Annotated in this window: 21 protein-coding genes; 6 read left to right on the forward strand and 15 right to left on the reverse strand. The window is 65.7% G+C overall.

Translation table 11 applies throughout. The features are described 5' to 3' along the window. The first annotated feature begins 774 nt into the window (after positions 1-774). From BN3560_RS05960 to BN3560_RS05970, 3 genes are all read left to right on the forward strand, one after another. The gene (locus BN3560_RS05960) at positions 775-1239 is read left to right on the forward strand and encodes an Hsp20/alpha crystallin family protein (protein WP_087190197.1); all 465 of its coding nucleotides are present in this window, start codon (positions 775-777) and stop codon (positions 1237-1239) included. 102 nt (positions 1240-1341) lie between these two features. Next, a complete protein-coding gene (locus BN3560_RS05965) occupies positions 1342-2091 on the forward strand; it encodes an NAD-dependent protein deacylase (protein WP_096227385.1) in 750 nt (249 codons plus the stop codon). A gap of 128 nt (positions 2092-2219) precedes the next feature. Next, on the forward strand, positions 2220-2927 hold the full coding sequence (locus tag BN3560_RS05970) for an NUDIX hydrolase (protein ID WP_096227386.1): 708 nt from the start codon (positions 2220-2222) through the stop codon (positions 2925-2927). 45 nt (positions 2928-2972) lie between these two features. On the opposite strand, the gene BN3560_RS05975 is transcribed toward BN3560_RS05970, so the two are convergent. From BN3560_RS05975 to BN3560_RS06005, 7 genes are all read right to left on the reverse strand, one after another. Beyond that, complete coding sequence (locus BN3560_RS05975; RefSeq protein ID WP_096227387.1) at positions 2973-5126, reverse strand: molybdopterin-containing oxidoreductase family protein; 2154 nt, start codon at positions 5124-5126, stop codon at positions 2973-2975. Positions 5127-5225: 99 nt separating this feature from the next. Then, the gene (locus BN3560_RS05980; protein WP_041239123.1) at positions 5226-5783 is read right to left on the reverse strand and encodes a cysteine hydrolase family protein; all 558 of its coding nucleotides are present in this window, start codon (positions 5781-5783) and stop codon (positions 5226-5228) included. A 65-nt stretch (positions 5784-5848) separates the two neighbouring features. Next, complete coding sequence (locus BN3560_RS05985) at positions 5849-7219, reverse strand: HD-GYP domain-containing protein (protein ID WP_227115002.1); 1371 nt, start codon at positions 7217-7219, stop codon at positions 5849-5851. A gap of 1 nt (position 7220) precedes the next feature. Then, a complete protein-coding gene (locus tag BN3560_RS05990; protein WP_096227388.1) occupies positions 7221-7781 on the reverse strand; it encodes an NAD(P)H-dependent oxidoreductase in 561 nt (186 codons plus the stop codon). Between the two features lie 120 nt (positions 7782-7901). After that, a complete protein-coding gene (locus tag BN3560_RS05995; protein WP_096227389.1) occupies positions 7902-8972 on the reverse strand; it encodes a C40 family peptidase in 1071 nt (356 codons plus the stop codon). Between the two features lie 139 nt (positions 8973-9111). Further along, entirely contained in the window at positions 9112-9810 is a 699-nt protein-coding gene (locus BN3560_RS06000) for a TetR/AcrR family transcriptional regulator (RefSeq protein WP_096227390.1), read from the reverse strand. A 99-nt stretch (positions 9811-9909) separates the two neighbouring features. Then, positions 9910-10872 carry a DUF5692 family protein gene (locus BN3560_RS06005; RefSeq protein ID WP_096227391.1) on the reverse strand — a complete coding sequence of 321 codons (963 nt, stop codon included), beginning with the start codon at positions 10870-10872 and terminating at the stop codon, positions 9910-9912. Positions 10873-11057: 185 nt separating this feature from the next. On the opposite strand from BN3560_RS06005, the gene BN3560_RS06010 reads away from it, so the two are divergent. The 3 genes from BN3560_RS06010 to BN3560_RS06020 all read left to right on the forward strand — a co-directional run bounded on the left by BN3560_RS06010 (position 11058) and on the right by BN3560_RS06020 (position 13538). Then, on the forward strand, positions 11058-11585 hold the full coding sequence (locus tag BN3560_RS06010; RefSeq protein ID WP_096227392.1) for a type IV toxin-antitoxin system AbiEi family antitoxin domain-containing protein: 528 nt from the start codon (positions 11058-11060) through the stop codon (positions 11583-11585). After that, entirely contained in the window at positions 11586-12407 is an 822-nt protein-coding gene (locus tag BN3560_RS06015) for a nucleotidyl transferase AbiEii/AbiGii toxin family protein (RefSeq protein WP_096227393.1), read from the forward strand. A 168-nt stretch (positions 12408-12575) separates the two neighbouring features. Beyond that, positions 12576-13538 (forward strand): hypothetical protein, encoded by a 963-nt coding sequence (locus BN3560_RS06020; protein ID WP_096227394.1) that lies wholly within the window; start codon positions 12576-12578, stop codon positions 13536-13538. 9 nt (positions 13539-13547) lie between these two features. On the opposite strand, the gene BN3560_RS06025 is transcribed toward BN3560_RS06020, so the two are convergent. From BN3560_RS06025 to BN3560_RS06060, 8 genes are all read right to left on the reverse strand, one after another. Next, positions 13548-13850, reverse strand: coding sequence for a YerC/YecD family TrpR-related protein (locus BN3560_RS06025; protein WP_096227395.1), 303 nt, complete (start codon positions 13848-13850; stop codon positions 13548-13550). A 166-nt stretch (positions 13851-14016) separates the two neighbouring features. Beyond that, positions 14017-15612: a citramalate synthase gene (gene cimA, locus BN3560_RS06030; RefSeq protein WP_096227396.1), complete on the reverse strand. Its 1596-nt coding sequence runs from the start codon at positions 15610-15612 to the stop codon at positions 14017-14019. 14 nt (positions 15613-15626) lie between these two features. Next, positions 15627-16550 carry a branched-chain amino acid transaminase gene (locus tag BN3560_RS06035; protein WP_096227397.1) on the reverse strand — a complete coding sequence of 308 codons (924 nt, stop codon included), beginning with the start codon at positions 16548-16550 and terminating at the stop codon, positions 15627-15629. A gap of 328 nt (positions 16551-16878) precedes the next feature. Beyond that, complete coding sequence (locus BN3560_RS06040) at positions 16879-18966, reverse strand: glutamine synthetase III family protein (protein ID WP_041239126.1); 2088 nt, start codon at positions 18964-18966, stop codon at positions 16879-16881. A gap of 245 nt (positions 18967-19211) precedes the next feature. Then, a complete protein-coding gene (locus BN3560_RS06045) occupies positions 19212-20441 on the reverse strand; it encodes an MFS transporter (RefSeq protein WP_123649825.1) in 1230 nt (409 codons plus the stop codon). Between the two features lie 186 nt (positions 20442-20627). Then, positions 20628-21278: a response regulator transcription factor gene (locus BN3560_RS06050; protein WP_096227399.1), complete on the reverse strand. Its 651-nt coding sequence runs from the start codon at positions 21276-21278 to the stop codon at positions 20628-20630. Further along, the gene (locus BN3560_RS06055) at positions 21268-22731 is read right to left on the reverse strand and encodes a HAMP domain-containing sensor histidine kinase (RefSeq protein WP_123649824.1); all 1464 of its coding nucleotides are present in this window, start codon (positions 22729-22731) and stop codon (positions 21268-21270) included. Before BN3560_RS06055 ends, BN3560_RS06050 begins: the two co-directional genes overlap by 11 nt. A gap of 5 nt (positions 22732-22736) precedes the next feature. Then, entirely contained in the window at positions 22737-23708 is a 972-nt protein-coding gene (locus BN3560_RS06060; RefSeq protein WP_096227401.1) for a substrate-binding domain-containing protein, read from the reverse strand. Positions 23709-23733: the final 25 nt, after the last annotated feature.

Here is a 23733-nt window from a genome sequence, read left to right on the forward strand (position 1 = left end):
GGAACGGAGCGCAGAGGCGGCGCGGTGCCACATCCCTCTCCAACCTTATCCCCTCTTGCAGGGCGAAACGGGAAGGGGGTGGCAACCATGACCGATTTGGTTTTGCTTACGGCAATCCTTGAGCTGATCGCCAGCGCAGTGCATCTAACTGCGGCTATAATAGAAAGGCTCCCCGTCCGTAAGGACAAGGAGCGCTAACCAAAGCCAAACCGCCGAAGCGATTCGAGAGCCGTGGGGAGTTAGCAGCTCCCTGCGGCTCGTCTTGCATGATAGCAAAAAAACCAAAGCGCGTGCCACTTATATCGAAGCCTTGGGCACGTCTATACCCATATTTCACATCCATCTTCGGCAGCCGAATTCCCGCTGAAGCCCGAACCGTCCAAGGAGAGCCAGTCGTTGCTCGAGCGCGACCGGCAACCCCGCCTCCTATCCTTCTCCTTCATCCCAAGGGAGCATCTGCATGACAGGGATGTGGCGAGGGGTATTCGCTTTGGCGGCCCCAGATAGACGTGCGGGAAGGCAGGCGCGGCGGGGGATACTCTGGGGCGAGGGTTGCGGGCATCTCCGCTTTCGCACTCGGAAGTTGACGAAACCGTAACTTTTAGCACTCGTTGCTTGACAGTGCTAATGCAACGTTTTATAACAGTCTCGTACAGAGAAAACCGCACAGATAGAGGCTTAGGTTTTCTCATTCGACCCGACATCCGACCGACAAGCCGGATGCGCCGCCGAAGGGAGCCCGAGCCTCGCACGACACGTAGGAGAGTGATTAGTATGGCCATGATGGTACCCATGCGGAGGAACCGCAACCTGCTGAGCGAGCTGATGACCGACCCGTTCGACGCGTTCTTCAACGCGGCCTCGGCCCCGATGCAGGCGATGCAGAAGATGTCGCCCACGCTCATGCGCACCGACATCAAGGAGACGGACGGCGGCTACGAGCTGACCATCGACCTGCCGGGCTTCAAGAAGGATGACGTGCAGGCCGAACTCAAGGATGGCTACCTTACCATCAACGCGCAGACGCAGAGCGAGTCCGAGGACAAGGACGAGGAAGGCACCTACGTGCGCAAGGAGCGCTTCAGCGGCAAGTGCAGCCGCACGTTCTACGTGGGCGACGACGTGGAGGAAGACGACATCAAGGCGAAGTTCGAGGACGGCGTGCTGAAGATCGCCGTGCCGAAGAAGCAGGAGCAGCCGAAGCTCGAGGAGAAGAAGACCATCGCCATCGAGGGCTAGTTCTGCGAGGTACACGGCCAGTGCGCAACGGAAGGCGACCGCAAGGTCGCCTTCCTGCTATGATGGGACGCAAGCCATTCGCAGCACTATCGAGGAGGAACCATGGACGACGAGACGCGGCGCGGGATCGAGGCGTTCCGGCGCTGGGTGGACGAGACGAAGCCGGGACGCATGGTGTTCTTCGGCGGGGCGGGCGTGTCCACCGAGAGCGGCATCCCCGACTTCCGCAGCCCTGACGGGCTGTACGCGCAGAAGTACCCCCATCCGCCCGAGCAGATGATCTCGCGCAGCTTCTTCGACGCGCATCCGGCGGAGTTCTTCGCCTTCTACAGCGACCGCATGCTCGCGCTGGACGCCCAGCCGAACCGCGCGCACCGGAAGCTGGCGGAGCTGGAGCAGGCGGGCACCTTGTCCGCCGTGGTCACGCAGAACATCGACGGCCTGCACCAGAAGGCCGGCAGCAAGCGCGTGCTGGAGCTGCACGGCAGCGTGCTGCGGAACTTCTGCATGGATTGCGGTGCGGCATACCCGGTGGACGAGCTGCTGCGCCTGCGCGACGAGGCCGCCGACGGCGTGCCGCGCTGCCCCGCGTGCGGCGGCATCGTGAAGCCCGACGTCGTGCTGTACGAGGAAGCGCTCGACGAGCGCACGCTCCAGGCATCCGTCGACGCCATCGCCCGTGCCGACCTCCTGGTGGTGGCAGGCACGTCGCTCGCCGTGTACCCAGCCGCGGGCCTCATCGACTTCTTCCAAGGCGACCACCTGGTCATCGTGAACCGCACCCCCACCCCGCGCGACCGCCAGGCCGACCTCTGCCTAGCCGCGAACGTGGGCGACGTGTTCGACTTCTAGCCGCAACCGCGACCCGTCGTCCCGCGCTCCGGCGAGCAACGCGAACGAATGTTTCACGTGAAACATCGGCGCCTGCTCCCGGAAACGTAGAGGGACGGTACGTCAAGCTACCGAGAAGGAGCAACCCTATGCCCGAGACCACCCGCAATGCCCCTGCCGCCCCCACTATCGACGGCACCACCAGCGCAGCCGCCAGCGCCACAAATGCCCCCACCGCCAGCGCCGCTTCGCCCACGCCCACGTTCGCCGGCCTGCGCCAAGTATCCGACGGCTGGATAAAGAAGTACGTGCTGACGTACACGATGCCCGACGGCTCGACCTATGAGTACGAGAGCGCCTCGCGCAAGGGGCCGGAGGCGTACCGCGCCGAGCTGGAGGCGCACGCGCGCGGCGAGAGCGCGGCATCCGACGCCGTGTGCATCGTGCCGCAGACACCCGACGGCCGGCTGCTGCTCATCCGCGAGTTCCGCTATCCGTTGAACAGCTGGTGCATCGCATTCCCCGCCGGGCTCGTGGACCCGGGCGAGGACCTGGCGGCAGCCGTGGACCGCGAGCTGCGCGAGGAGACGGGCTACGCGCTGCGCGCCGACTTGGGCGCCGCGGCGCTCGACCCCCTGCCGCAGGCGGGCTTCTCGTCCACCGGCCTCACCGACGAGACGGTGCAGGTGGTGTTCGCACAGGTGGAGCGCGTGGCCGACGCGCAACCCGAGCCGGCCGAGCTCATCGAGCCGTTCCTGCTGCCCATCGCCGACATCCCGCGCTTCCTCGCCGAGAACGACACGCCCATCGGCACCCGCGCGCAGCTCGTGCTCGAGGCGTTCGCACGCCGCCGCTAGGGGCGCGCGAGCAGCTGGGGCGAAGTAGCGAGCGACGCCCGCCCGCTACTTCGCCCTCACGCGGGCATGGATGCCGCCGCGCAGGTTCGGAACGCCCTGGGCGGGATCGAGGTTCCAATCCGCATCGGGGAACAGCATGCCGTCGTTGTGGAGGCAGGCGCCGCTCAAGCCGGCCGCGACGCCCGGGGCCGTCTCGGGCTTCCACCAGCCGTGCGGCACGCGCAGCGTGCCCTCAGGCTGCGCCTCATCCAGGTGGGACAACAGCTCCACCTGCCCGTACGCCGTCTCCACCACGCACCAGGCGCCCTCGCCTATGCCCTCGGCCGCCGCATCGGCCGGGTTGATGAAGAACCGCGGTTCCGGCTCCTGCGCGCGCAGCTCGGGCATCTGGTGCAGGTTCGTGTTGTACGACTTCCGCTCGCGGAAGCCCGCGAACGCCACGTAAGGGTACGCTCCCTCCGGCGCGGCCTCGCAGCCGGGATCGGACGGCTCCTCGTAGGAGGGCAGCGGGTCGAAGCCCAGCTCGACCAGCACGGAGCTGGCCAGCTCCACCTTGCCCGAAGGCGTGACGAACCGTCCCGGCGCAGCCAGCTCGCGCAGGAGGGGCTCCGGCGCCCGCGCGCACGCGTCCTCCCACGTGAGGCCGAGCGGCGCCAGCCGCCAATCGTACAGCTCGTGCTCGTTCGCCCAAGGGAACCGTTCCGCAAAGCCCAGGCGGTCGGCCAGGCCCTTCACCACGTAGTACCAGCTCTTGCACTGGCCCGCCGGCCTGCGGAACGCCTGCCCCGCCGAGAAGACCGGCCCCACGTCGAACGGCGACCCCAACACGTCGCGCTCGGCCCACATATCGCCCGGCAGCACGTAGTCGGCCAGCTGCGCCGTGGGCGTGAGCCAATGCTCGAAGGCCACCACGAGGTCCTGGTTCATGAGCGCGTCGACGATGCCCTGCTGGTTCGCATAGCTCATCACCGTGTTGTTCGCCACGGAGAAGAAGGCCTTCACGGGGTAGGGCCCCTCGCCGCGCATGGCGGCGAACAGCGATGCCGGATCGCAGGCGCACGACTCGGCCAGCAGGTCGGGCTCGTAGGGTACGCCTTCGCGCTCGTTGGCCTGGCGGTAGAGGTCCGAGGCCGCGAACGTGAGCAGCGGATGGGTGCCGCGCCCCAGCTGGAGGGCGCGCTTCTCGGTTGGCAGCAGCTCGAACGCGGCCAGCTCGGCGTTGCCCACGCCCCCGAGCGCCGGCCCGCACACCGCCTCGCTCTTGTTCACGAAGCCGCAGAGGGCGCGCAGGATGCACTGCGCCTGCAATAGCGACGTGGAGTTGCGCTGCATGTCGCCCACCACGCCCCAGGGGATGATGGCCGCCTGCGCCCGCGCGTACACGCGCGCCGTCTCGCGCACGAGCTCGGCGTCGATGCCGCAGAGGGCGGCCACGCGCTCGGGAGGGTACTCCGCCGCCCGCGCGGCCAGCTCGTCGAAGCCCGTGCACGAGCCCTCCACGAAGGCGCGGTCGTAGAGCCCCTCCCCGATGACGACGTTGATCCACCCGAGCGCGAGCGCCGCATCGGTGCCGTAGCGGATGCGCAGGTGGTAGTGCGCGCGCTTCGCCGTGGCCGTCTCGCGCGGGTCGACCTCGATGAGCACCGCCCCGCGCTCGAGCGCTGCGTTCAGAGCCAGGTACTCGCCGGGCCAGCGCTCGCGGTCGCGGTCCTGCCCGAAGTAGACGATGCAGTCGGCCCGTCCCCAGTCCGCCCCGGCGAACCAGCCGTACACCGCCCGGTGCACCTGGGCGGTGTTGCCCATGCACAGCGCCACCGGCGCCGTGTAGTTGGGTGTGCCCAGGCAGTTCATCAGGCGGCGGGTGATGCCGCCGAAGCCTACGTTGAGCGGCATCTCGGCGAACGCCACAGCCTCCGGGCCGTAAGCGTCCGCCACCGCCTGCAGCCGCGCGGCTATCTCGTCGAGCGCCTGGCCCCAGGACACCTCCTGCCACTGCGGCTCGCCGCGTTCGCCCACGTTCTTCAGCGGCACGGTCACGCGGTCGGGATGCAGGCGGTACGCATCCACCATGCCCGCCTTCGGGCAGATGGCCGGGAATGCCGGATCGGCCGGCAGCACGCTCAGCCGATCCCCGTCGACCTCGGCCTTGACCCGACAGCCCCCGTCGCAGAACACGCAGGTCGTGTACTTCGTCTCCATAGCTCTCCCTCGCACGTCGTCCCCCGGCACGCTATCCCCCGTCTAGGCAGAATATACGCGCGCAACGCCGCAGGCGCAAGGGCGCGCCACGGTGCGCTGCTAGCGGTTGATCACCTGTATCTGGAGGCCTTCCATGACGTCGAGGGCCTTCTCGTGAAGGTCGGGGTCGAACGAGGCCGTGCAGGCGGCGTCCACGATGACGGGCACCTCGGGGCAGGCGGTCTTTGCCAGCACGGCGTTCGAGATGATGCAGATGTTGGACACCAGGCCCACGATCTCTATGCTCGCGAACGGCAGCTTGCCCACCGCGTCGGCAGCACGCTGCGACTGGCGGCAGCGCTCGAAGAACGCGGCCGAGCCGAACGCCGGCTTGCAGAACACGGTGTCGGAGTCGCGCAGACAGTCCGCCACCTGGCCGTACAGGTCGTGGCCGGGCGTGCCCTCCACGCAGTGCGCCACGGGGAGGTTCTTCCCCTCCTGCGTGTCAAGGTAGTCGCGCCGGTGCGTGTCGAAGGTGAACGCCACCTCGTCGCCCGCCTCGCGGTACGCGGCGATCTTGTCGGCGATGGGCTTCTCCAGCTTCTCGGCACCGGGAAAACCCAAGGCCCCGTCCACAAAGTCGTTCTGGTAGTCCACCACCATGAGCAAACGTTTCATGATCCTGTTCCTCCCCTTCATCTGGCCGTCATTATCGGCCTGGAGCGGCGCACGGTACCCGCCGTTCAGCCGACCGGCGCGACCGGCTCCGTCAAAGGCCCCGCCTCATGGCGCGCCAGCTGGTCCAAAAGCCAGCGGTATTCCTGCTGCACGCGCTCGTACAACGCCGCGACGGGAAGGCATGCGCGCTGCACCACGGCCATGACCTCGTCGTAATCGCGCACCATCACCGCCACGCACGAACCGTCGATCAACCCGCGATCGCGTTGGTCGGCCAGCACCTCCAGCACCCGCTCTTTCGGGAACGCCTCCTTGTAGCTGCGGGTGCCCACCAGCGCGCTCACGATGTCGGCCACTGCGATGATGCGGTCCGCCATCTTCAGGTCGACAGCCGCGAGGCCGCGCGGATAGCCCGAGCCGTCGAGCTTCTCGTGATGTCGGGCCGCCGCGGCGGCTATGTCGTTGGGCACGCAACCGGCCAGGATCGACTTGGTCAAGGTCACATGCGTGCGCATGACGGCCATCTCGCGGGCATCGAGGCGCCCCGGCTTCTCCAAAATGCCGAGCGGGATGCCGATCTTGCCCACGTCATGCAGCAGCGCGGCGCAGTACACACGGCCCCTCTCGGCTTCGTCGGCCATCAGGCGGCGGGCTATCTCGTAGGCCGTCCAGGCCGTGGTCACCGTATGGGTGACGGTGTGGCGGCTGCGAAAGTCGATGACATGCACGAGCATGTCGAGGAAGGCCGCAGCGGCATCGGGATCGGCCGCAGCCGACACCTTGCGCAGCGCATCCCCCGCATCGAAACCACCGCGCAGCTGCCCGAGCAGGCCTGCGCGCCGCTCCGCTTCCTGGAACAGGGCCGTCGCCTCGAACGAGAACTGGCCCGCAGGAGCGCTCCCCAGCGCATGCGCCACCTCCTCGGTGCTTGCCCGGGGGCGCTCCAGCAACAGCATGTCCACGCGGTCGGCCACCTGCAGCACCTGCGCGAGGAAACGCACCGCCGGATCTTGGTCGGTGAACAGGCGATCGGGCATATGGTGGTAGAGCACGACCTCGGCATAGCCGGCCAACGGCGAGAGCTCCTTGAAGAAAAGGTAGCCGTAGAACGAATGCTCCCACACGTCGCATGACTCGAACTCCACGAGCCGGTCGATCTCCTCGGTGCGATAGGCGCCGATGTCGTGCATGAGCGCCATGAGGCACGCGTCGCGGCGCCTTGCCGGCTCCCACCCCGCCGCCTCGAGCATGGCGTCCATGATCGCGCCCACCCGCAGGCCGTGATCCACCAACCGGGAATCCACGCAGTTGAGCGCCCGCTGGATCATCACGGTCGCGCCGGCTGCACCCAGGTAGTCGGACAACCGGACAGGATGGTCGAGGTGCGGGGGCACAAGGGCCACGAGGCCCTCGGCGTCATGGGCGGCCGACGACATGCTAGTCGAGCGCGGCTATCTGGGCTCGGGCCTTGTCCATCTGGGCCTCCACATCGATACCCACGATATCCAGCCCCTCGGCGGCCACGAACCGCGTCTCGGGAATGCCGAACATCTTGGCGATGCCGCAGAAGTACTCGTAGCCGAAGTTCGCACCCTCCACGAACCCGCCGCACGACGCGATATAGGTGAGGCGGTCCGCCTTGCAGATGCCCTCGCACCGCGCGTCCTCGGTGTAGTGGAACGCGATGTCGCACACGCTCACATGCTCCATATACACCTTGAGCGCCGCCGGGAATGACAGGTCCCAGTACGGCGCGCCGATGACGACCTCATCGGCCTCGGCGAACTGGTGCGACAGGTCGAAGATGGGATCGTCCCATGCCTTCGCCTTCTGCTTCTCGGTGCGGTAGGCCACCATCTGGGCGTCGAACGGCTTGAGGCCGAGCGTGGCCAAGTCGACTTCGACGACCTCTTCTTTGCCCTGCAGGTATTCACGGCACAGTGCGAGCGTGCGCGAGTCCTCTCCGCGCATGCAGGCGTTCACGAACAGCGTAGTCATGAAAGCTCCTTCGGTATATCATCGTGCGCCTCCGAGGGCGCCCATCCTATAATAGCGCACCCGCGCCGGGAGCGGCGCGGGTGCGGGCGATGCGAAAAGCGAACCGGACCGAGCGGCGGCCTAAAACCGCAGCGCGTGGGTGAAGCCGGCCCAGCCAAGGCCGTCGGTATCGCGCACGCGGGCGCCGAACGTGGGGGCATGCACGTAGTGGGTGCCGCCCGCATTGCAGGCGATGCCCACGTGGCCGTTGCAGCCGTCGCCGTAGCCCACCCACAGTACGTCGCCGGGCTGCGCCTGGGAAACGGGAAGGCGAGCCTTCGCCGCGTTGTACAGCGCCTCGGTCTGGTGCGGAAGCGACATGCCCACCTGCAAATACGCCCAACGAACCAGGCCCGAGCAGTCGAACGCATCCGGCCCGGCCGCACCCCATACGTAGGGGCAGCCGATGCGCGAGAGCGCGTAGTCCACCACGGAGCCCTGGGATGGCACGGGCGATGTCGTGCCCGAGTAGCCGTACGAACGCGAGCGCGCCGCGGCTATCTCGGCCTGGCGTGCCGCTTCCTGCTCCTGCGCAAGCAGCGACTGGGCCTCGGCGTCCAGCTGGGCGAGCAGCGCCTGCAGTTCCGCCACCGAGCGCTCGGCGTCCTCCTTGATGCGCTGGGCCTCGGCAGCCGCCTCGGCCGCGATCTGCTCCTGGCGCTCGAGCTCTGCCTTGGCGGCCTCGACCTCGGCGCGCAGGTCCTTCGTCTGCTGCACGAGGCTGGCGTCGTTGTCGTTCAGCTTCTCCAGCAGATCCCAATTCTGGGCGAACTCCTCGAACGTGGCGGCGCCCATGATGAAGTCGAGCACCGAGGACTGCCCGGTGCGGTACATGCTGCGGGCCCGGGAGCCCAGCTTCTCCTGCAATCCGGCGATCTGCGCGGTCGCCTCGTCGATGCGCGCCTGGGCATCGGCAACGGCCTGCTGGGCAGCCGCGTGCTCGTCGAGCGCCTTGTAGTACTGCTCCGTGACCACGTCCAGCTGCGCCTGCATGTCCACGATGCGCGCGCGGACGGCGTCGGCCTCCGCCAGCTTGTCGGCGGCGGTGGGCTCGGCGAACGCCAGAGCCGGCTTCAAAAGCACGGCCGCGCCCAGTGCGGCAGCGCCTGTCAAAAACGTGCGGCGGTCAAGGCCGCGCGTGGATTCGCTCATTCGTCAAACCTCCCTCGCGATCCGGGATACGCCGCCTCGCTCGGTATAATACGAGGTCAAAGCATATAAATGCCAGGCGTTCCACAGTCAACGCGTCGGTGATGACTATAACACGCCCCGGCAACGCGCGCGCCAATCTTCACGCTTCGCACGTAGCCGCAGGTGGGTTGGGGTGGCGTATCTCGTCGGGAGCGTCGAGCGGTTCCATGTCCAGGTGCAGCGCCTGCTCCACCACCTTCATGAGCGCCTCGTCGGAGATGGCGGGGTTGATCTTCACGAGGCCCACCAGGCCGAAGACGACCACGCAGAACATCTCGTACACGAACTCTATCTCCACCTGATGGTACGCCGCGTACTCGGCCACGATATTCCCGTTGATGCAGTCCACCGTCTCGCGCACGGCGCGCACGTCGAACGCGTCGCGCACTCCCAGCTCCTCCAGCACGGCTATCATGGGGCGCTGGTTGCCCTCGGCGTCGTAGAGCGCGCGGCGGAACGTGGCGATGCACGCGCGCAGCGACCCCGACGTGTCGCCGAACCGGCGCGACTCGTTCCACACGATGACGCTCTCCACCAGGTCTTCCACGTAATCGTCCAATACGGCGTCCACGACGGCCTGCTTGTTCTCGAAGTAGTAGTACACCAGCTCGCGCGTGACGCCGGCCTCGGCGGCCACGTCCTTCACCGTGGTCTTCGCCACGCCCTGGCGCTCGAACAGGGAGCGCGCCGCCAGCATGATGTCGCCGGCCGGCCCCGTGAGGCGCCGACTCTCGGCGAGCGAGCGACCGCACTCGCGCTGCACGGGCGCGTACCTGGTCTGCCTGGTGCCCAGCCGCATGGCCCCTCCCCTCGCTCCGAAGCGCGCATGGACGCGCGCGGGGTGCTCCTGCACGCGTCCATTATACGGGAGGGAAGAGGCGCCGGACATGCGCACGGCCTAGCGGTTCTCCTCCACGACCCGCTGGTAGGCCTTGGTGTCGGCGTACAGCTCGTCGGTGAGCGGGTTGAGCTTGCGCTGCCGGATGCGGCGGAACTGGAACACGGCCAGCGCCACGTTCGAGGCGAGCGCGAGCAGGCTGACCGCGAAGAACGCTGCGGGATTGTGCGTGGTGGGGATGGGCGCCAGCACGTCGGCGAACTGCGGTACCGTCATCACGAACATGATCCAGAGCCCGAGCGTCTGCGCGCGATGCTGCAGCCACGCCCCCTTCTTGATGAAGAACGTGGGGATGGTGCACGCCAGCAAGAGCGCCAGGCCGCAGTACGCGGAGTGGTCGGAGATGCAGTTGTACGTGTAGGCGAAGTTCCACAGGTCGTAGGCGATGATCCACGCCCAGATCATGTCCGGCCAGATCATGTCGCGCGCGGAGTCCTTCGAGATGAAGATGCCGAACCAGCCGCAGATGGTGACGATGTTCAGGATGCCGGCAATGCCGTTCATGATGTTCCACGGCCCGGAGATGGTCCACAGGTTCTCTACGATGCCGCCTTGCCACAAGCCGAAGCTGAACACCTGGAAGTCGCGGACCACGGCCTCGGCGATGTTGACAGCCAAGATGAGCGGCGGGAAGCAGAGCGCCCAGCGCTTCTCGTACAGGTGATGGGTGCGGCCGTCGGCCCCGCGCCACTTCACGAAGCGCAGCGCGATGAAGCCGAGGCAGCCCGCCAGCGCCGAGTACGTCTTCACCCAGTTGAACCACGTGCCCGTACCGTACGGGTTGCCCGGCGCGGCCGTGGTGGGCCACACGAACACGGTGAGCACGAGCGGCACCACCGCGAACAGCGCGATGCCGGCCCACAGCTTCACGCGCCCCAGCTCGTTGAACGCCATGAGTGCGAACAGGATGAACAGCCAGATGGCCCAGTACAGCGGATCTTCGGCCTGGTACAGGATACCCACGAGGATCGCCCCCTTCTGCGAGTCCGTGCACGGATGAGCCCCTCGCCCACCGCGCGTTTGCCCGCAGTATACGGGGCGCTCGCGGGCGAAGTCTTTCACACGGGAGGGCGGTTTGTGAAAGAGGTGGAATCAAATTAACCTTGTTACGACTGGCAGAACAATACCGAAAATGGTATAGTTCTGCCATGACTTACTATGACGACCTATACGAGCACGCCGTCGACAATTACTACCTCGTCACCACCGACGACGCGAACAACCTGGGAATACCGCCAGTAGAGCTCGCAAAGCTCGCGAAGCGAGGGCGGCTCCAAAATCTGGGGCGGGGACTGTACCGCCTGACCCGGTACGTGCCGAGCGAGTTCGATCCCTACGCGATCGCCGTTGCGCGCGTGGGCGGCTCCGCCTACCTGTACGGGGAATCCGTGCTCGCCCTTTTGAAGCTGGCGCCGACAAATCCCGATCGAATCTTCGTCGCCACATCCGTTCGAACTCGCAAGCGGCTCCCCGAGGGTATCCAAGTGGTGTCGCGAAAAGAGCCCGCCCGCATCACGAGCTACGAGGGAATCCCCTGCCAACGCGTCAAAGACGCCATCCTCTCTTGCCAGGACACGATTATGCTCGAACGGCTGAACGAAGCGACCCATCGCGCTCGCGCCGAAGGGTTCTTGACGAAAGCAGAGTTCGACGAACTTGAGGAGGCGCTCGTATAAATGACAAAACAGCCAAACAGCCGAAGAAACCTCGACATGGCTATTCACCGGATGGCCGCCTCCGACAAGGATTTCGTGAAGCTTCGCGCCCTACTGGCCAACGCGATCGTCGGCCAGATGCTTCCGAACGGAGCCGTCAAAGGCGGAACGGCCCTGAAATTCCGCTTCGGAGATGCGGCGACGCGTTTCACCACAGATTTGGACGCTGCCAGGCAAAGCGATCTCGACGCCTTTGTGGAGAAGCTCGAGGCCTCGCTTTCCTCCGGATGGAACGGCTTCGCAGGCCGACTCGTGCCGCGCAGCCAAGCTCGCCCGGCGCATGTGCCGCCCCAGTACGTCATGCGCCCATTCGACATCAAGATCGATTACCGTGGGAAACCATGGTGCACCGTCTCGCTGGAAGTCGGACACAATGAGCTGGGCGATGCCGACGAGCCCGAACGCATGCTTCCACCAGATATCGCACGCATGTTTCGAGAGCTTGGGTTTCCCGATCCCGACCCCCTGCCCCTCATGCCGCTCCACCATCAAATCGCTCAGAAATTGCACGGGGCAAGCGAACCGGGAAGCAAACGGGCCCACGACCTCATCGATCTCCAAATCATTATGCGAGGAGCGACGGTTGACTCGACCTTGACGCGGAGAACATGCGAGAGGCTTTTCGCCTATCGAGCCATGCAGCCATGGCCCTCCGTCATCACGAAGAACGAAGGATGGGAGACCCTGTACGACGCGCAGGTGCTGCCGCCTCCCGTCCTGCAGTCGGTTGACGAGGCGGTTGCGTGGGCCAACGAGCTGGTAACTACGATAGCGAACGCCTAAGGCGCGCAGTTCTTTTGCAAGCGCCGCCTACGCGAAGTCTTTCACACGGGAGGGCGGTTTGTGAAAGAAGCGGCATGGCCGGCGATGCTAGACTGGCGGCGTCAACGTTGCCGGCATCGCATGCCGTTCCACGGCCGCTGCCGCTTCACCGGGGGAAGGGGTTTCGCCATGACCGTGCCTGTGTGGGTCACACCGATCTCGATGGTTGTCTACACCGTGCTGCTCATGCTGCTCACCGAGTTCATGCGACGGCATTACCGCACGTCGATGTGGGTGTGGGTGGTGTCGCTCGTCACCATTCCGCTATGGATAGCCAACATCCCCGGGGATGACTGGTTCCGCTGGGCCAAGAACCTCTCCGTCATCCTGCCGCTCATCTTCGCCGGCCTCGGGCGCATCGCCGCCGTGGAGCAGAAGGACACGCCGTTCTGGCGGACCATGCGCAAGCGCTGGGTACGCTGGGTGCTGTACGGCATCGTGTTCTGCAACATCGCCGAGGCCACGCTGCGCGACGTGCAGATGGGCAACATGATGAACGCGCTCGCCGGCTTCATCCTGTGCGTCACCATGCCGTTCGGCGACAAGTTCTGGAAGTACGACACCTCGAGCCACGGCGAGATCCTCTCCTACACCGTGCCCATGTGGAACTTCCTCTACACCACCTGGAACGCGTGCTTCGTGTACGCCGAGGGACACGAGTTCTTCGCCTCGACCTGCTGCATCCTGGCGGCAGCCGAGCTGTACCCCATTGTCATGCGCCGGCCGGAGCTCTACATCACCGGGCGCATCTACACGCTGGGCGCGCACTTGCTGCTGCGCAGCTGCTTCCCGCTGCTGTTCCCCACCATCATGAACAGCGCCGCGTGGTTCAACCCCGACTTCATGGCAGGATGGGGCCTGTTCAACGGCATCATCGGCATCCCGTTCGTGTTCTGGTACTGCTACCAGCTGCACACGGGCCGCGCCGACGTGGCGTTCCGGCGCGGCAAGGCGCGCGCGATCTACCTGGAAGGGCGTGCGAACGGCACGATCGACGAGTACGGCGACCCGGTAGCCTTGCCCGCGCCGGCCGCGGGCAAGCCGCAGGCCCCCGCGCTCCCAGACGACGACGCCGCGCCCGTCGCGGGGTGACGGGCGCGCCTACCGGCTCGAGGCTTGAGCGTCGTCCAGCGCGTTGAGGGCGGCGTTGTAGCCGCCGGAGCCGTAGCTAAGGCATTTCGACACGCGCGCGATGGTAGTGGCCGAGGCGCCCGTGGCCTCCTCGATGGCGGCGTAGGACTTGCCGGCATCCAGCAGGCGCGCCACGGCCAGCCGCTGCGAGGTCTCCTTGATCTCGCGGATGGTGAACAAGTCCTCCAGCAGCGTGTAGACGGTGTCCTCGTCGTCGAGCGCGGCGAACACGCGCAGCAGGTCCTCCACCTCCGGCGTCCTGAGATCGCTCATGCCAACCTACTTTCCCTTACCTGTCCACTAATGTCAGCGAGGGCTCCCGCGGTGCCCCGTATTGACGCGTTGCGCGGCCGAGCGTGCTTCGCACGTGAGGGTAAGCGCAAAAGCGGCAAGGCGGGGTGCTGCGGGAGGCCGCAGCGTCGGGCAGTTCCGCCGTCCGTCAGGACGGCGGAACGTTGCATCTCATCAGGCCGTACTCTATTGAGTCGACCAGTGCGTTCCATGACGCCTCGATGATGTTCTCGGAGACGCCGATGGTTCCCCAGGTGCCCTCGGCGTCGCGCGTGGTGATGACGACGCGGGTGATGGCGCCCGTGCCCACGTTCTCGTCGAGGATGCGCACCTTGTAGTCCACCAGCTCCATACCCGCCACCTCGGGGAAGAACTGCGTGATGGCCAGGCGCAGCGCGTTGTCGAGCGCGCCCACGGGGCCGGTGCCCTCGCCCGTGGCCACGAAGCGCTCGTCGCCCACGTGTATCTTGATGGTGGCCTCGCTCATGGCGTCCTTCGCGCGGGCGCCGGTGTCCTCGTGGTCGTCCACGATGACGCGGAAGCTCTCCAGCGTGAAGTGCGGCCGGTAGGTGCCCAGGTGCCACTGCAGCAGCACGGCCAGCGAGCCGTCGGCCACCTCGTAGGAGTAGCCTTGCGCCTCGCGCGCCTTGATGTCGTCGAGGATGGCCTGCGCCTGCTCGGGATGCGCGGCCAGGTCGACGCCCAGGCTGGCCGCCTTCGCCACGAGCGACGCCTTGCCCGCCAGCTCGCTCACCAGCATGCGCTGCGCGTTGCCCACGTTCTCGGGGCGCGTGTGCTCGTAGGCTTCCGGAAACCGCGCGATGGCGCTGGCGTGCAGCCCGCCCTTGTGCGCGAACGCCGATGCGCCCGTGTAGGGATGGTGCGTGGGCACGGCCATGTTGCAGGTCTCGGCCACGAACTGCGACACGCTGGTCAGCTGGCGCAGCTTGTCGGGGCCGACGGTGGAGCAGCCCATCTTCAGCTCCAGGTCGGCGATCGTGGTGAGCAGGTCGGTGTTGCCCACGCGCTCGCCGAAGCCGTTGACGGTGCCCTGCACCTGGGTCGCCCCGGCACGCACGGCGGCCAGCGTGTTCGCCACGGCGCAGCCCGAATCGTTGTGGCAGTGGATGCCGATGCGCTGCCCCGGCAGCTCGGCCGCCACAGCGGCCACGATCTCGCCCACCTCATGCGGCAGCGCGCCGCCGTTCGTCTCGCAGAGGTCGATAGAGTGGGCGCCGGCCTCGCTGGCCGCGCGCACGCAGGCGAGCGCGTAGGCGGGGTTGGCCTTGTAGCCGTCGAAGAAGTGCTCGGCGTCGAACACCACCTCGCGGCCCTGCGCCTTCAGGAACGCCACCGAATCGGCGATCATGCGCAGGTTCTCGTCGAGCGTGGTGAGCAGCGCGCGCGTCACCTGGGCATCCCACGTCTTGCCCACGATGGTGACGATGGGCGCGCCGCTGGCCACGAGGTCGGCGAGCCCCTGGTCGTCGGCCGCCGCCACGCCCTTCTTGCACGTGGAGCCGAACGCCGCGATGCGCGCGTGCGCAAGGGGCAGCTCCCGCACGCGCTGGAAGAACGCGATGTCTTTGGGGTTCGACGCGGGGAAGCCGCCCTCGATGGCATCGATGCCGAACGCATCGAGCCGCTCCACGATGCGCAGCTTGTCCTCGAGCGAGAGCGTGATGCCCTCGCTCTGCTCCCCGTCGCGCAGCGTGCTGTCGTAGGTGAGAATCTTCTGGGTCATGGCCTTTGTCGCGCTTATACTTCCGCGAGCCAGTCGGCGTAGTCGTCGATCTGGCCGTAGGCCACGGCGAAGTAGCGGTCCTGCAGGGCGCGGGTGACCTCGCCCGGCTTTCCGATCTCGCGACCGTCGACGCTGCCGATGGGCGTGAGCTCGGCGGCGGAACCGGTCATGAACACCTCGTCGGCGATGTAGAGGTCGCTACGGGTGAGGCTCTCCTCGATAGCGGGGATCTCCAGGTCGTCGGCCAGACAGAGCACCGTGTCGCGCGTGATGCCCTCCAGCAGGCCGTCGGACAGGGGCGGCGTGGACAGCACGCCGTCGCGCACGATGAACAGGTTCTCGCCGGTGCCCTCGCACACAAGGCCGGCCTCGTTCAGCATGATGGCCTCGGCGTAGCCATGCTCCTTGGCCTCGAGCTTCGCCAAAATGGAGTTCATGTAGGACGCCGTGCTCTTCACCGCGGGAGGGATGGCGTTGTTCGAGCGCTGGCGCCACGAGGACACGCCCACGGCCACGCCGTTCTCCAGCGCGTCGGCGCCCAGGTAGCTCTCCCACGGCCACACGGCAATGGCCACGTCGGTGGGCGAGCCGGTGGGATCGACGCCCATCACGCCGTAGCCGCGGTACACGAGCGGGCGGATGTAGCACGACGGCAGGTTGTTCTTGCGGATGAGGTCCAGCGTGGCGTCGCACAGCTCGTCCACCGTGTAGGGCAGCTCGATGCAGGCGATCTTGCAGCTGCGATGCAGGCGCTCCATGTGGTCGCGCAGGCGGAACACATGGCTCTTGCCGTTCTCGGGGTTCTGGTAGCAGCGGATGCCCTCGAACACGCCGGAGCCGTAGTGCAGCGAGTGGGACAAGATATGCGTGGTGGCCTCGGCCCAGGGGATCATCTCCCCGTTCTTCCAGATGTACTCCACTTCGGTGATGTCGGCCATGATCGCGTCCCTTCTCGCCTCGGGTTGGACGCCGCCGCATGCAATCGTTCGCCCCGCTCCCGGCCGTGCCGGCAATCGGGCGGGCGAACGAGCCCATGCGGTCTGACGTGCGGGTATCGTTCTTGATCGTCCGCCCATTGTACTCCAATAGGCTAAAGCGCGCCGCGGTTTCCGGCGAAGCGACAGAAAACCGGCACCGAAAGCAGGCTGGGCAGTTAGAGGCTTGCCGGACAAGATCGCACGCTGGCAAGCGAAAAAGGGGCGAGGACCGGGCGCCAAGGGCCCTCGCGGCGTCAAGCTGTTCCGCGGGCCGGAGGCCCGCGGAACCCTACACGTAGAACAGCATGTCGTTGTAGGTGGGCACCGGCCAGTGGTCGCGGTCGGTGACGACCTCCATCTCGTCCACGGCGGCGCGCAGCTTCTCCATGATGGGCACGATCTCGTGGGCGTACTTGTTCGCGCGCTGCTGCTGGTCGGGCAGCCCAAGGGCGGCGTGGTGCGCGGCGTCGAGCGCCTGCAGCTGGGCGTCGATCTCCTTCACGCCGGCGAGCAGCTTGTGCAGCAGGGCCTCCTGCTGGCCCACCTCGGCATCGGCGGCCGCGGCTCGGACGGCCGTGATGCCGCGCGCCACCTCGGCGGCGTAGTCGTTGATGGCGGGGAGGTAGGCGCGGCGCACCATGCGCTTCATGGTGCGGGCCTCGATGTTCAGCAGCTTGTTGTACTTCTCCAGCTTCACCTCGTAGCGGCTGCGGACCTCGGCCTCGGAAAGCACCCCGAGCCCTTCGAACAGCGCGATGCTCTTCGGGTCCACGAAGCACGGCAGCGCATCGGCCGTGGTGCGGTGGTTCGCCAGCCCGCGGCGCTCGGCCTCGCGCTCCCATTCTTCCGCATAGCCGTTGCCGTTGAAGATGATGCGCCGGTGGGCCTTGAGCGTCTTGCGGATGTAGGCGATGGTGGCCGTCTCGAACTCGTCGCCCTCCTTGCCCTCCATGGCGTCGGCGAAGTCCTTGAAGCTCTTCGCCACGGCGGTGTTCAGGATCATGTTCGCGTCGGACAGGTTCACGTTCGAGCCGGGCATGCGGAACTCGAACTTGTTGCCCGTGAACGCGAACGGCGAGGTGCGGTTGCGGTCGGTGTTGTCCTTCAGGAAGTTCGGCAGCACGTCCACGCCCAGGTCCATGGCCACTTTCTCGGCGCTCTCGTACTCGTGGTCGTCCACGAGCGCATCCACGATGGCGTCCAGCTCGTCGCCCAGGAAGATGGACACGATGGCCGGGGGCGCCTCGTCGGCGCCGAGGCGATGGTCGTTGCCGGCGGAGGCCACCGACATGCGCAGCAGCTCCTGGTAGTCGTCCACCGCCTGGATCACCGCGGTGAGGAACACGAGGAAGCGCAGGTTGTCCATGGGGCTCTCGCCCGGGTCGAACAGGTTCTTGCTGGCCGACAGCGACCAGTTGTTGTGCTTGCCGGAGCCGTTGATGCCCTCGAACGGCTTCTCGTGCAGCAGGCACACCAGGCCGTAGTGCGACGCCAGAAGGCGCATCTTCTCCATGGTGAGCAGGTTCTCGTCCACGCCACGGTTCGCGTTCGTGAAGATGGGCGCCAGCTCGTGCTGCGCGGGGGCCACCTCGTTGTGCTTCGTGCGCGCCGGCACGCCGAGGGCCCACAGCTCGTCGTCGAGCTCCTTCATGAACTCGTTCACCGTGGGGCGGATGGCGCCGAAGTAGTGCTCCTCCAGCTCCTGGCCCTTGCACGGGGCGTAGCCGAACAGCGTGCGGCCGCACATCACGAGGTCCTGCCGCTTGGCGTAGTCCTTCTCGGAGATGAGGAAGTACTCCTGCTCGGCGCCCACCGTGGGCACGACGCGCTGCGGCTCCCAGCCGAACAGCGCGAGCACGCGGTTCGCCTGCTCCTCGATGGCGCTCATGGAGCGCAGAAGCGGCGTCTTCTTGTCGAGCGCCTCGCCGGTGTAGGAGCAGAACGCGGTGGGGATGCACAGCACCTCGTCCTTCACGAACGCATAGGAGGTGGGGTCCCACGCCGTGTAGCCGCGGGCCTCGAACGTGGCGCGCAGGCCGCCGGAGGGGAAGCTGGAAGCGTCGGACTCGCCCGAGATGAGCTCCTTGCCGGAGAAGCTCATGATGGCGCGGCCGTCGCTCACCGGGTCGAGGAAGCTGTCGTGCTTCTCGGACGTGATGCCGGAGAGCGGCTGGAACCAGTGCGTGAAGTGCGTGGCGCCCTTCTCGATGGCCCACTCCTTCATGGCGTGGGCTACGACGTTGGCCACCTCTATCTCCAGCGGCTCGCCTTGCTTCATGGTCTTGAGCAGGCTCTTGTACGTCGCCGAGGGCAGACGCTCCTGCATCGTGTGCTCGTTGAACACCATCGAGCCGTACGTATCCGAAACTCGTGCCATAGGGCTTTAGCTCCTCACCTTGCCGGCCCGGCGTCTACCGGGGCCGTCGCGCCGCGTGCGCGCGGATTCAATCGCCGTATACGATACCATGCTTCGCAGGGGAAACGCACTTTCAGCATGCCGTCATCAAACTAACGGCTCATTGTTTCGGAGAGGTTACGGGCGTGGGCGCCTCCCGCCTGCGTGCCGGATACCTTCGCTGGCCCGGCGCGGCAGCGCGCGCCGCCCTCGGCTGCACGTGGAAGCTACCGTTCGTGCCGCTTCAGCAGGGGCAGGCACGCGAACGCGATGACGGGCACCATCACGGCCAGCACGGCGCCGAAGCCGAAGCTGGCCGTGGTTCCCAGCTGGTCGATGAGCGCGCCGCCCAGGGTGGGCCCGAACGCCAGGCCGCAGATGCTCCCGGAGTTCATCCAGGTGATGGCCTCGGTCAGGCGGTCGCCCGGCACCATGCGCTCGCAGGTGGCGTTCGCCGTGATGAAGAACGGCGCGTAGAACATCGCCGCCACGGTGGACACCACGAACAGCGACTCGATGGACCCGATGAACACCATGGTGCCGTAGGCGCACCCCACCAGAAGGCTCACGGCCGCGAGCTGGACGTACTGCGGTATGGTCAGGCGGATCATGCCGAACAGGAACCCGGACGCAATGGACACGCACGCGGCCACGATGAGGATGACGCTGGCGGCCGACGGGTTCCCCACGTCCTCGGCGAGCGACACGGTGGCCGTGTCGAACACCCCGTAGAACGCGCCGAGGAAGAACATAAGCGCAAACAGCACGCGCACGACCGACGAGGTGGCGATGATGCTGCGACGGTGCTTCGGGGGCTCCCCGGCGCCAACGCTTCCCACCGTGGGCTCGGTCGATCGGGAGAGCGTGAGCACCACGACGCCCACGGCGAAGCACACGCCGCCCGCCAGCATGCCGGCCGCCGGAAAGAGGGCCGCGGCCAGGGCGATGGAGGCCGCCGGCCCCACCATGAAGGCAACGTCGTCGATGATGCCCTCGTAGGAGAACACGGTCTTCAGCGTGGGGGCGTCCTCGCCCAGCCGGCCCGAGCGCACCAGGTACGTCCAGCGGGCGCGCGTGAGCGCCTGGGCATTGGGGATGAACCCCATGAGCACGGCGGCCACGTAGCACAGCGCGATGGGCCCGCCCAGGCTCACGGTTGCCAGCATGAGGGCGAGCCCCACGAGCGTGACCACCGCCGCCTTCGGCACCACCGCGTGCTGGCCGCGCTCGTCCACCAGCTTGGAGACGCGCGGCGAGATGAGGAACGTGGCCAGCGCGATGGTGGACGACACCGTGCCCGCGAGGAAGAACGAGTACCCCGCCAGCGTCAGCATGGAGATGGACCCGATGGTTGCCATGTAGGCGTACACGCGCATGAGGATGCCGCCCGCGTCGAACGCGTAGGCCTCCCTCACCTTGAGAACCGCGCGGTACACCCCGCGGTCGAAATTCTTCACCGGCACCGTCCCCCTGAACCCGACGCACGACTTCGGCCCGTCACCGAGCACACAAAGGCCTTAGGCGGGCAAACGAGTACCACGATAACAGGTTCACGGCACTCTTCAACCTCCGACCACTGCGAAGGCTTGTTTTTCATCGAGAGGATCCCCAAGTCCAGCCGTCGATGCCGCGCTTTGCAACCACTACAAGTCGACGATCCCCTTCTCGAATGCGTAGCGGACGAGCTCGGAGCGCTTCTCGAGACCGAGTTTCGCCAGCAACCGGCTCTTGTACGTTTCCACCGTTTTCTCGCTTATGAACAAGGCTTCTCCGATCTCGCGTTGCGTGTACCCGAGCGCAAGATAGCGGAGAACCTCCTTTTCACGTGAGCTCAGCACGTCGGGGTTTGCGCTGGCCCCTTCTTCGCTTTCAGGAGAATCATCGAACAGCAGGGCGGCCAGCGTCGGATAGATGTACGTGCGGCCAACGAGAATGGCATTCACGGCGGTGATAAGCTCCTCGTCAACAGCCTGTTTGGTCACGTAGCCGTTGGCGCCGGCTTTGAGAGCTGCCTTCAAATAGGCCTCGTCTTCGTACATCGTAACCATGAGAATGCCCACTTTCCCATTGAAGGCACGAATGGCTTCCGCAACTTCGATGCCGTCCATGTCGGGCATGTTGATATCGAGGATCACCAGATCGACGGCGCCGCAGGCATCGCGTACAAGCTCCACCGCCTCCTTGCCGCACGATGCCTCCCCGACGATCTCGATATCCCGGTCCTTTTCCAAGATCATCTTGAGGCCCGACCGGAAAAGCGCATGGTCATCGGCCAAAACGAGCCTACGTCTCATCCGATGCCCCCTTATCCCTCAATGGCACCTTCGCTATGATGGTGGTGCCCCCGCCGACGGACGATTCGATATCAAGCGTGCCGCCGAGTATCGAAACGCGCTCGTCCATGCCCAGCAGCCCGAGATGCTCGCCCGGCCTCAACCTTGTTACCGCGCCAACATCGAACCCAACCCCGTCGTCCTCAACCACGACGGACACGAAGGCGGCGTTCACCACCAGCATGATGCCCAACTCGCGGGCATGGGCATACTTCACCACGTTAGTGACCGCCTCCTGAACCAACCGGTATATGGTGATCTCGACATCGGGGGGCAGCGAGGCGGCATCTCCCTGAACCACCAGATCGACGGAGAAGCTATGATGCGCCTCGATCTCCTCTACATAGCGCTCGAGGGACACCTGAAGGCCGAATTTGTCCAACACGCTCGGTCGGAGGTTCCAGGCGAGTTGGTTGATGTCCTTGAGCGCCTGGTCGATGAGCGACTTGAGCGCCACCGCATGTCCCTCTTGGTCGGCGGTGAGCGAGCCACGCCTAAGTTCCTGCAACTCTATCAGCATGGCCGTGAGAGAATGGCTCGTTTCGTCGTGTAGCTCACGCGCTATACGCTTCCTCTCATCCTCCTGCGCGTTGATGACCTTTTGGAGCAACAGGCCGAGAATCCGCTCCTTGTCTGCCAATTCCCCCACATAATCGTTGCGCTCGGCCTCGGCCATCTGCAGATCATCGAGCATGCGGTTGAACGATTCGGCGAGCCTGCCTATCTCATCGTGGTTGTACTCGTGTGCGCGTTCCCCCAACTCCCCTTCGGATACGCGCTCGGTCAGCCCTACGAGGTCCTTGACGGGCCTCAACGTCACCTTCACGATGGCATAGGAAACGGCCATAGCCACGGCCAAAACGAGTCCGACGATAACGAGGAGCTGCGAGCTTACATCGGTCATGAACGATCCGACCGACTCGTATCCCATACCCACACGCACCTCGGCTCCCCCCTCCTTGAACACGGGGGCGGCATTGTCCATGATGCGTCCTGCGTCGGTCTCCAAGGCCTTCGAGCTCTCGCGATACAACCCGTCTTCTGCAACGGATGCGTTCGCCGCCAAAAGCTCGTCGCTTACCGCCAAAGCCTTTTCGGAGCTCACGATCACCTCGCCGTTTTCGCCGACAATGAACAGGTATTTCACATCCTCGTTGTTCTTGACCGTGTCGTCCACGAGCGCGTTGAGCGCGTATATGTTGTTCGTGAGCAGCGGATCGATGCTTCGAGAGGCCACGTAGGTAGCCAAAGCCCGCGCCCTGCTTTCAACCTGAAGCGAGAGCGATCCCGAGAGCGCCGACTGCATCCAGGCGAACGAACAGGCGGCCACGGCAACAACGACCGCCGCGGTGAGGCTGAACATCTTCATCTGGAGCGAAGCGTTGCGAACGGCGCCGGTTATCGTTTTGATCACGGCTTTCACCTCCGCATCTGCCGAACCGCACCCGACTCGTCCACCGCGCTTTCCCCAACGGCCGCAACAGCCTCGCGGATAACCTCATAGTTCGTGTCGTCGGGCACCTCGAACCGATCGTAGCCGAGCTCTTCGAGAACGATCCTCCCGCGCTCGTCATCGACCATGCCGAGCAGGCAATTCTGGAAAGAGCTTTTCAGGCCGTCATCGGCGAGCGCAGAGGCCACGACCGGGGGCATGCCCGCAGCCGGCCCCTTGTAGATAACATGGACGTTGCCCACCAAGTCGGATTGAGAGGCCGCCAGCTCATCGTACACGAGCCCGTCGACGGAAGCGGCATCGACGATGCCGAGGTGGACCGCATGCACGGAGGAGTCGTGGCTGTAGGTGTAGAACACCTCGCGAAAGAATCCCTCGTCGGCGCCTATCTGATCGTGAAGAAGCTTGAGCATCGAGAGCCGACCCGTGTAGGAAAGCGGATCGGTAAAGGCGAACGTCTTACCCTGAAGGTCCTCGAGCATATTGCACCCGCTGTCCGTGCGACAGATCAGGTAGGATCGGTAAAAACTGCTGCCGCCTATCACGGGAGCGGCAATGCCCGCAAGCGTGCCTTCGTCGCGCCCCATCACATACGAAAGCGAGCAGATGAACCCGAAGTCTACCTCGCCCGCCCCAAGCAAGTCGTTCACTTCTTGATAAGTCTGCCTTCTCACCACCTCGATACTGCGGCCTATCTTCTCTTCCAGGTAATTAACCAAGTTCTGGTATTTGTAGAACGACTCTTGGGGAGAGACGAGGGCAGCGAACGCCACCTTCACCTTTTCGGCAGCGCCATCAGACGCAGCCTCATCGCCATCCTTTCGCTCTGCGAACAGGGGAATAACTTCGGAGTCTTTCCCGGCCGCGTTCGAGCAGGACGAAAGGACCGCCCCGCCCGACAGGAGCAGCATTCCAAGAAAGCACCTTCTATCGATCATGCGAGCCCCCTCTTAACGTTGCCCA

The sequence above is a fragment of the Gordonibacter urolithinfaciens genome (assembly GCF_900199375.1).
Classification (GTDB): Bacteria; Actinomycetota; Coriobacteriia; order Coriobacteriales; family Eggerthellaceae; genus Gordonibacter; species Gordonibacter urolithinfaciens.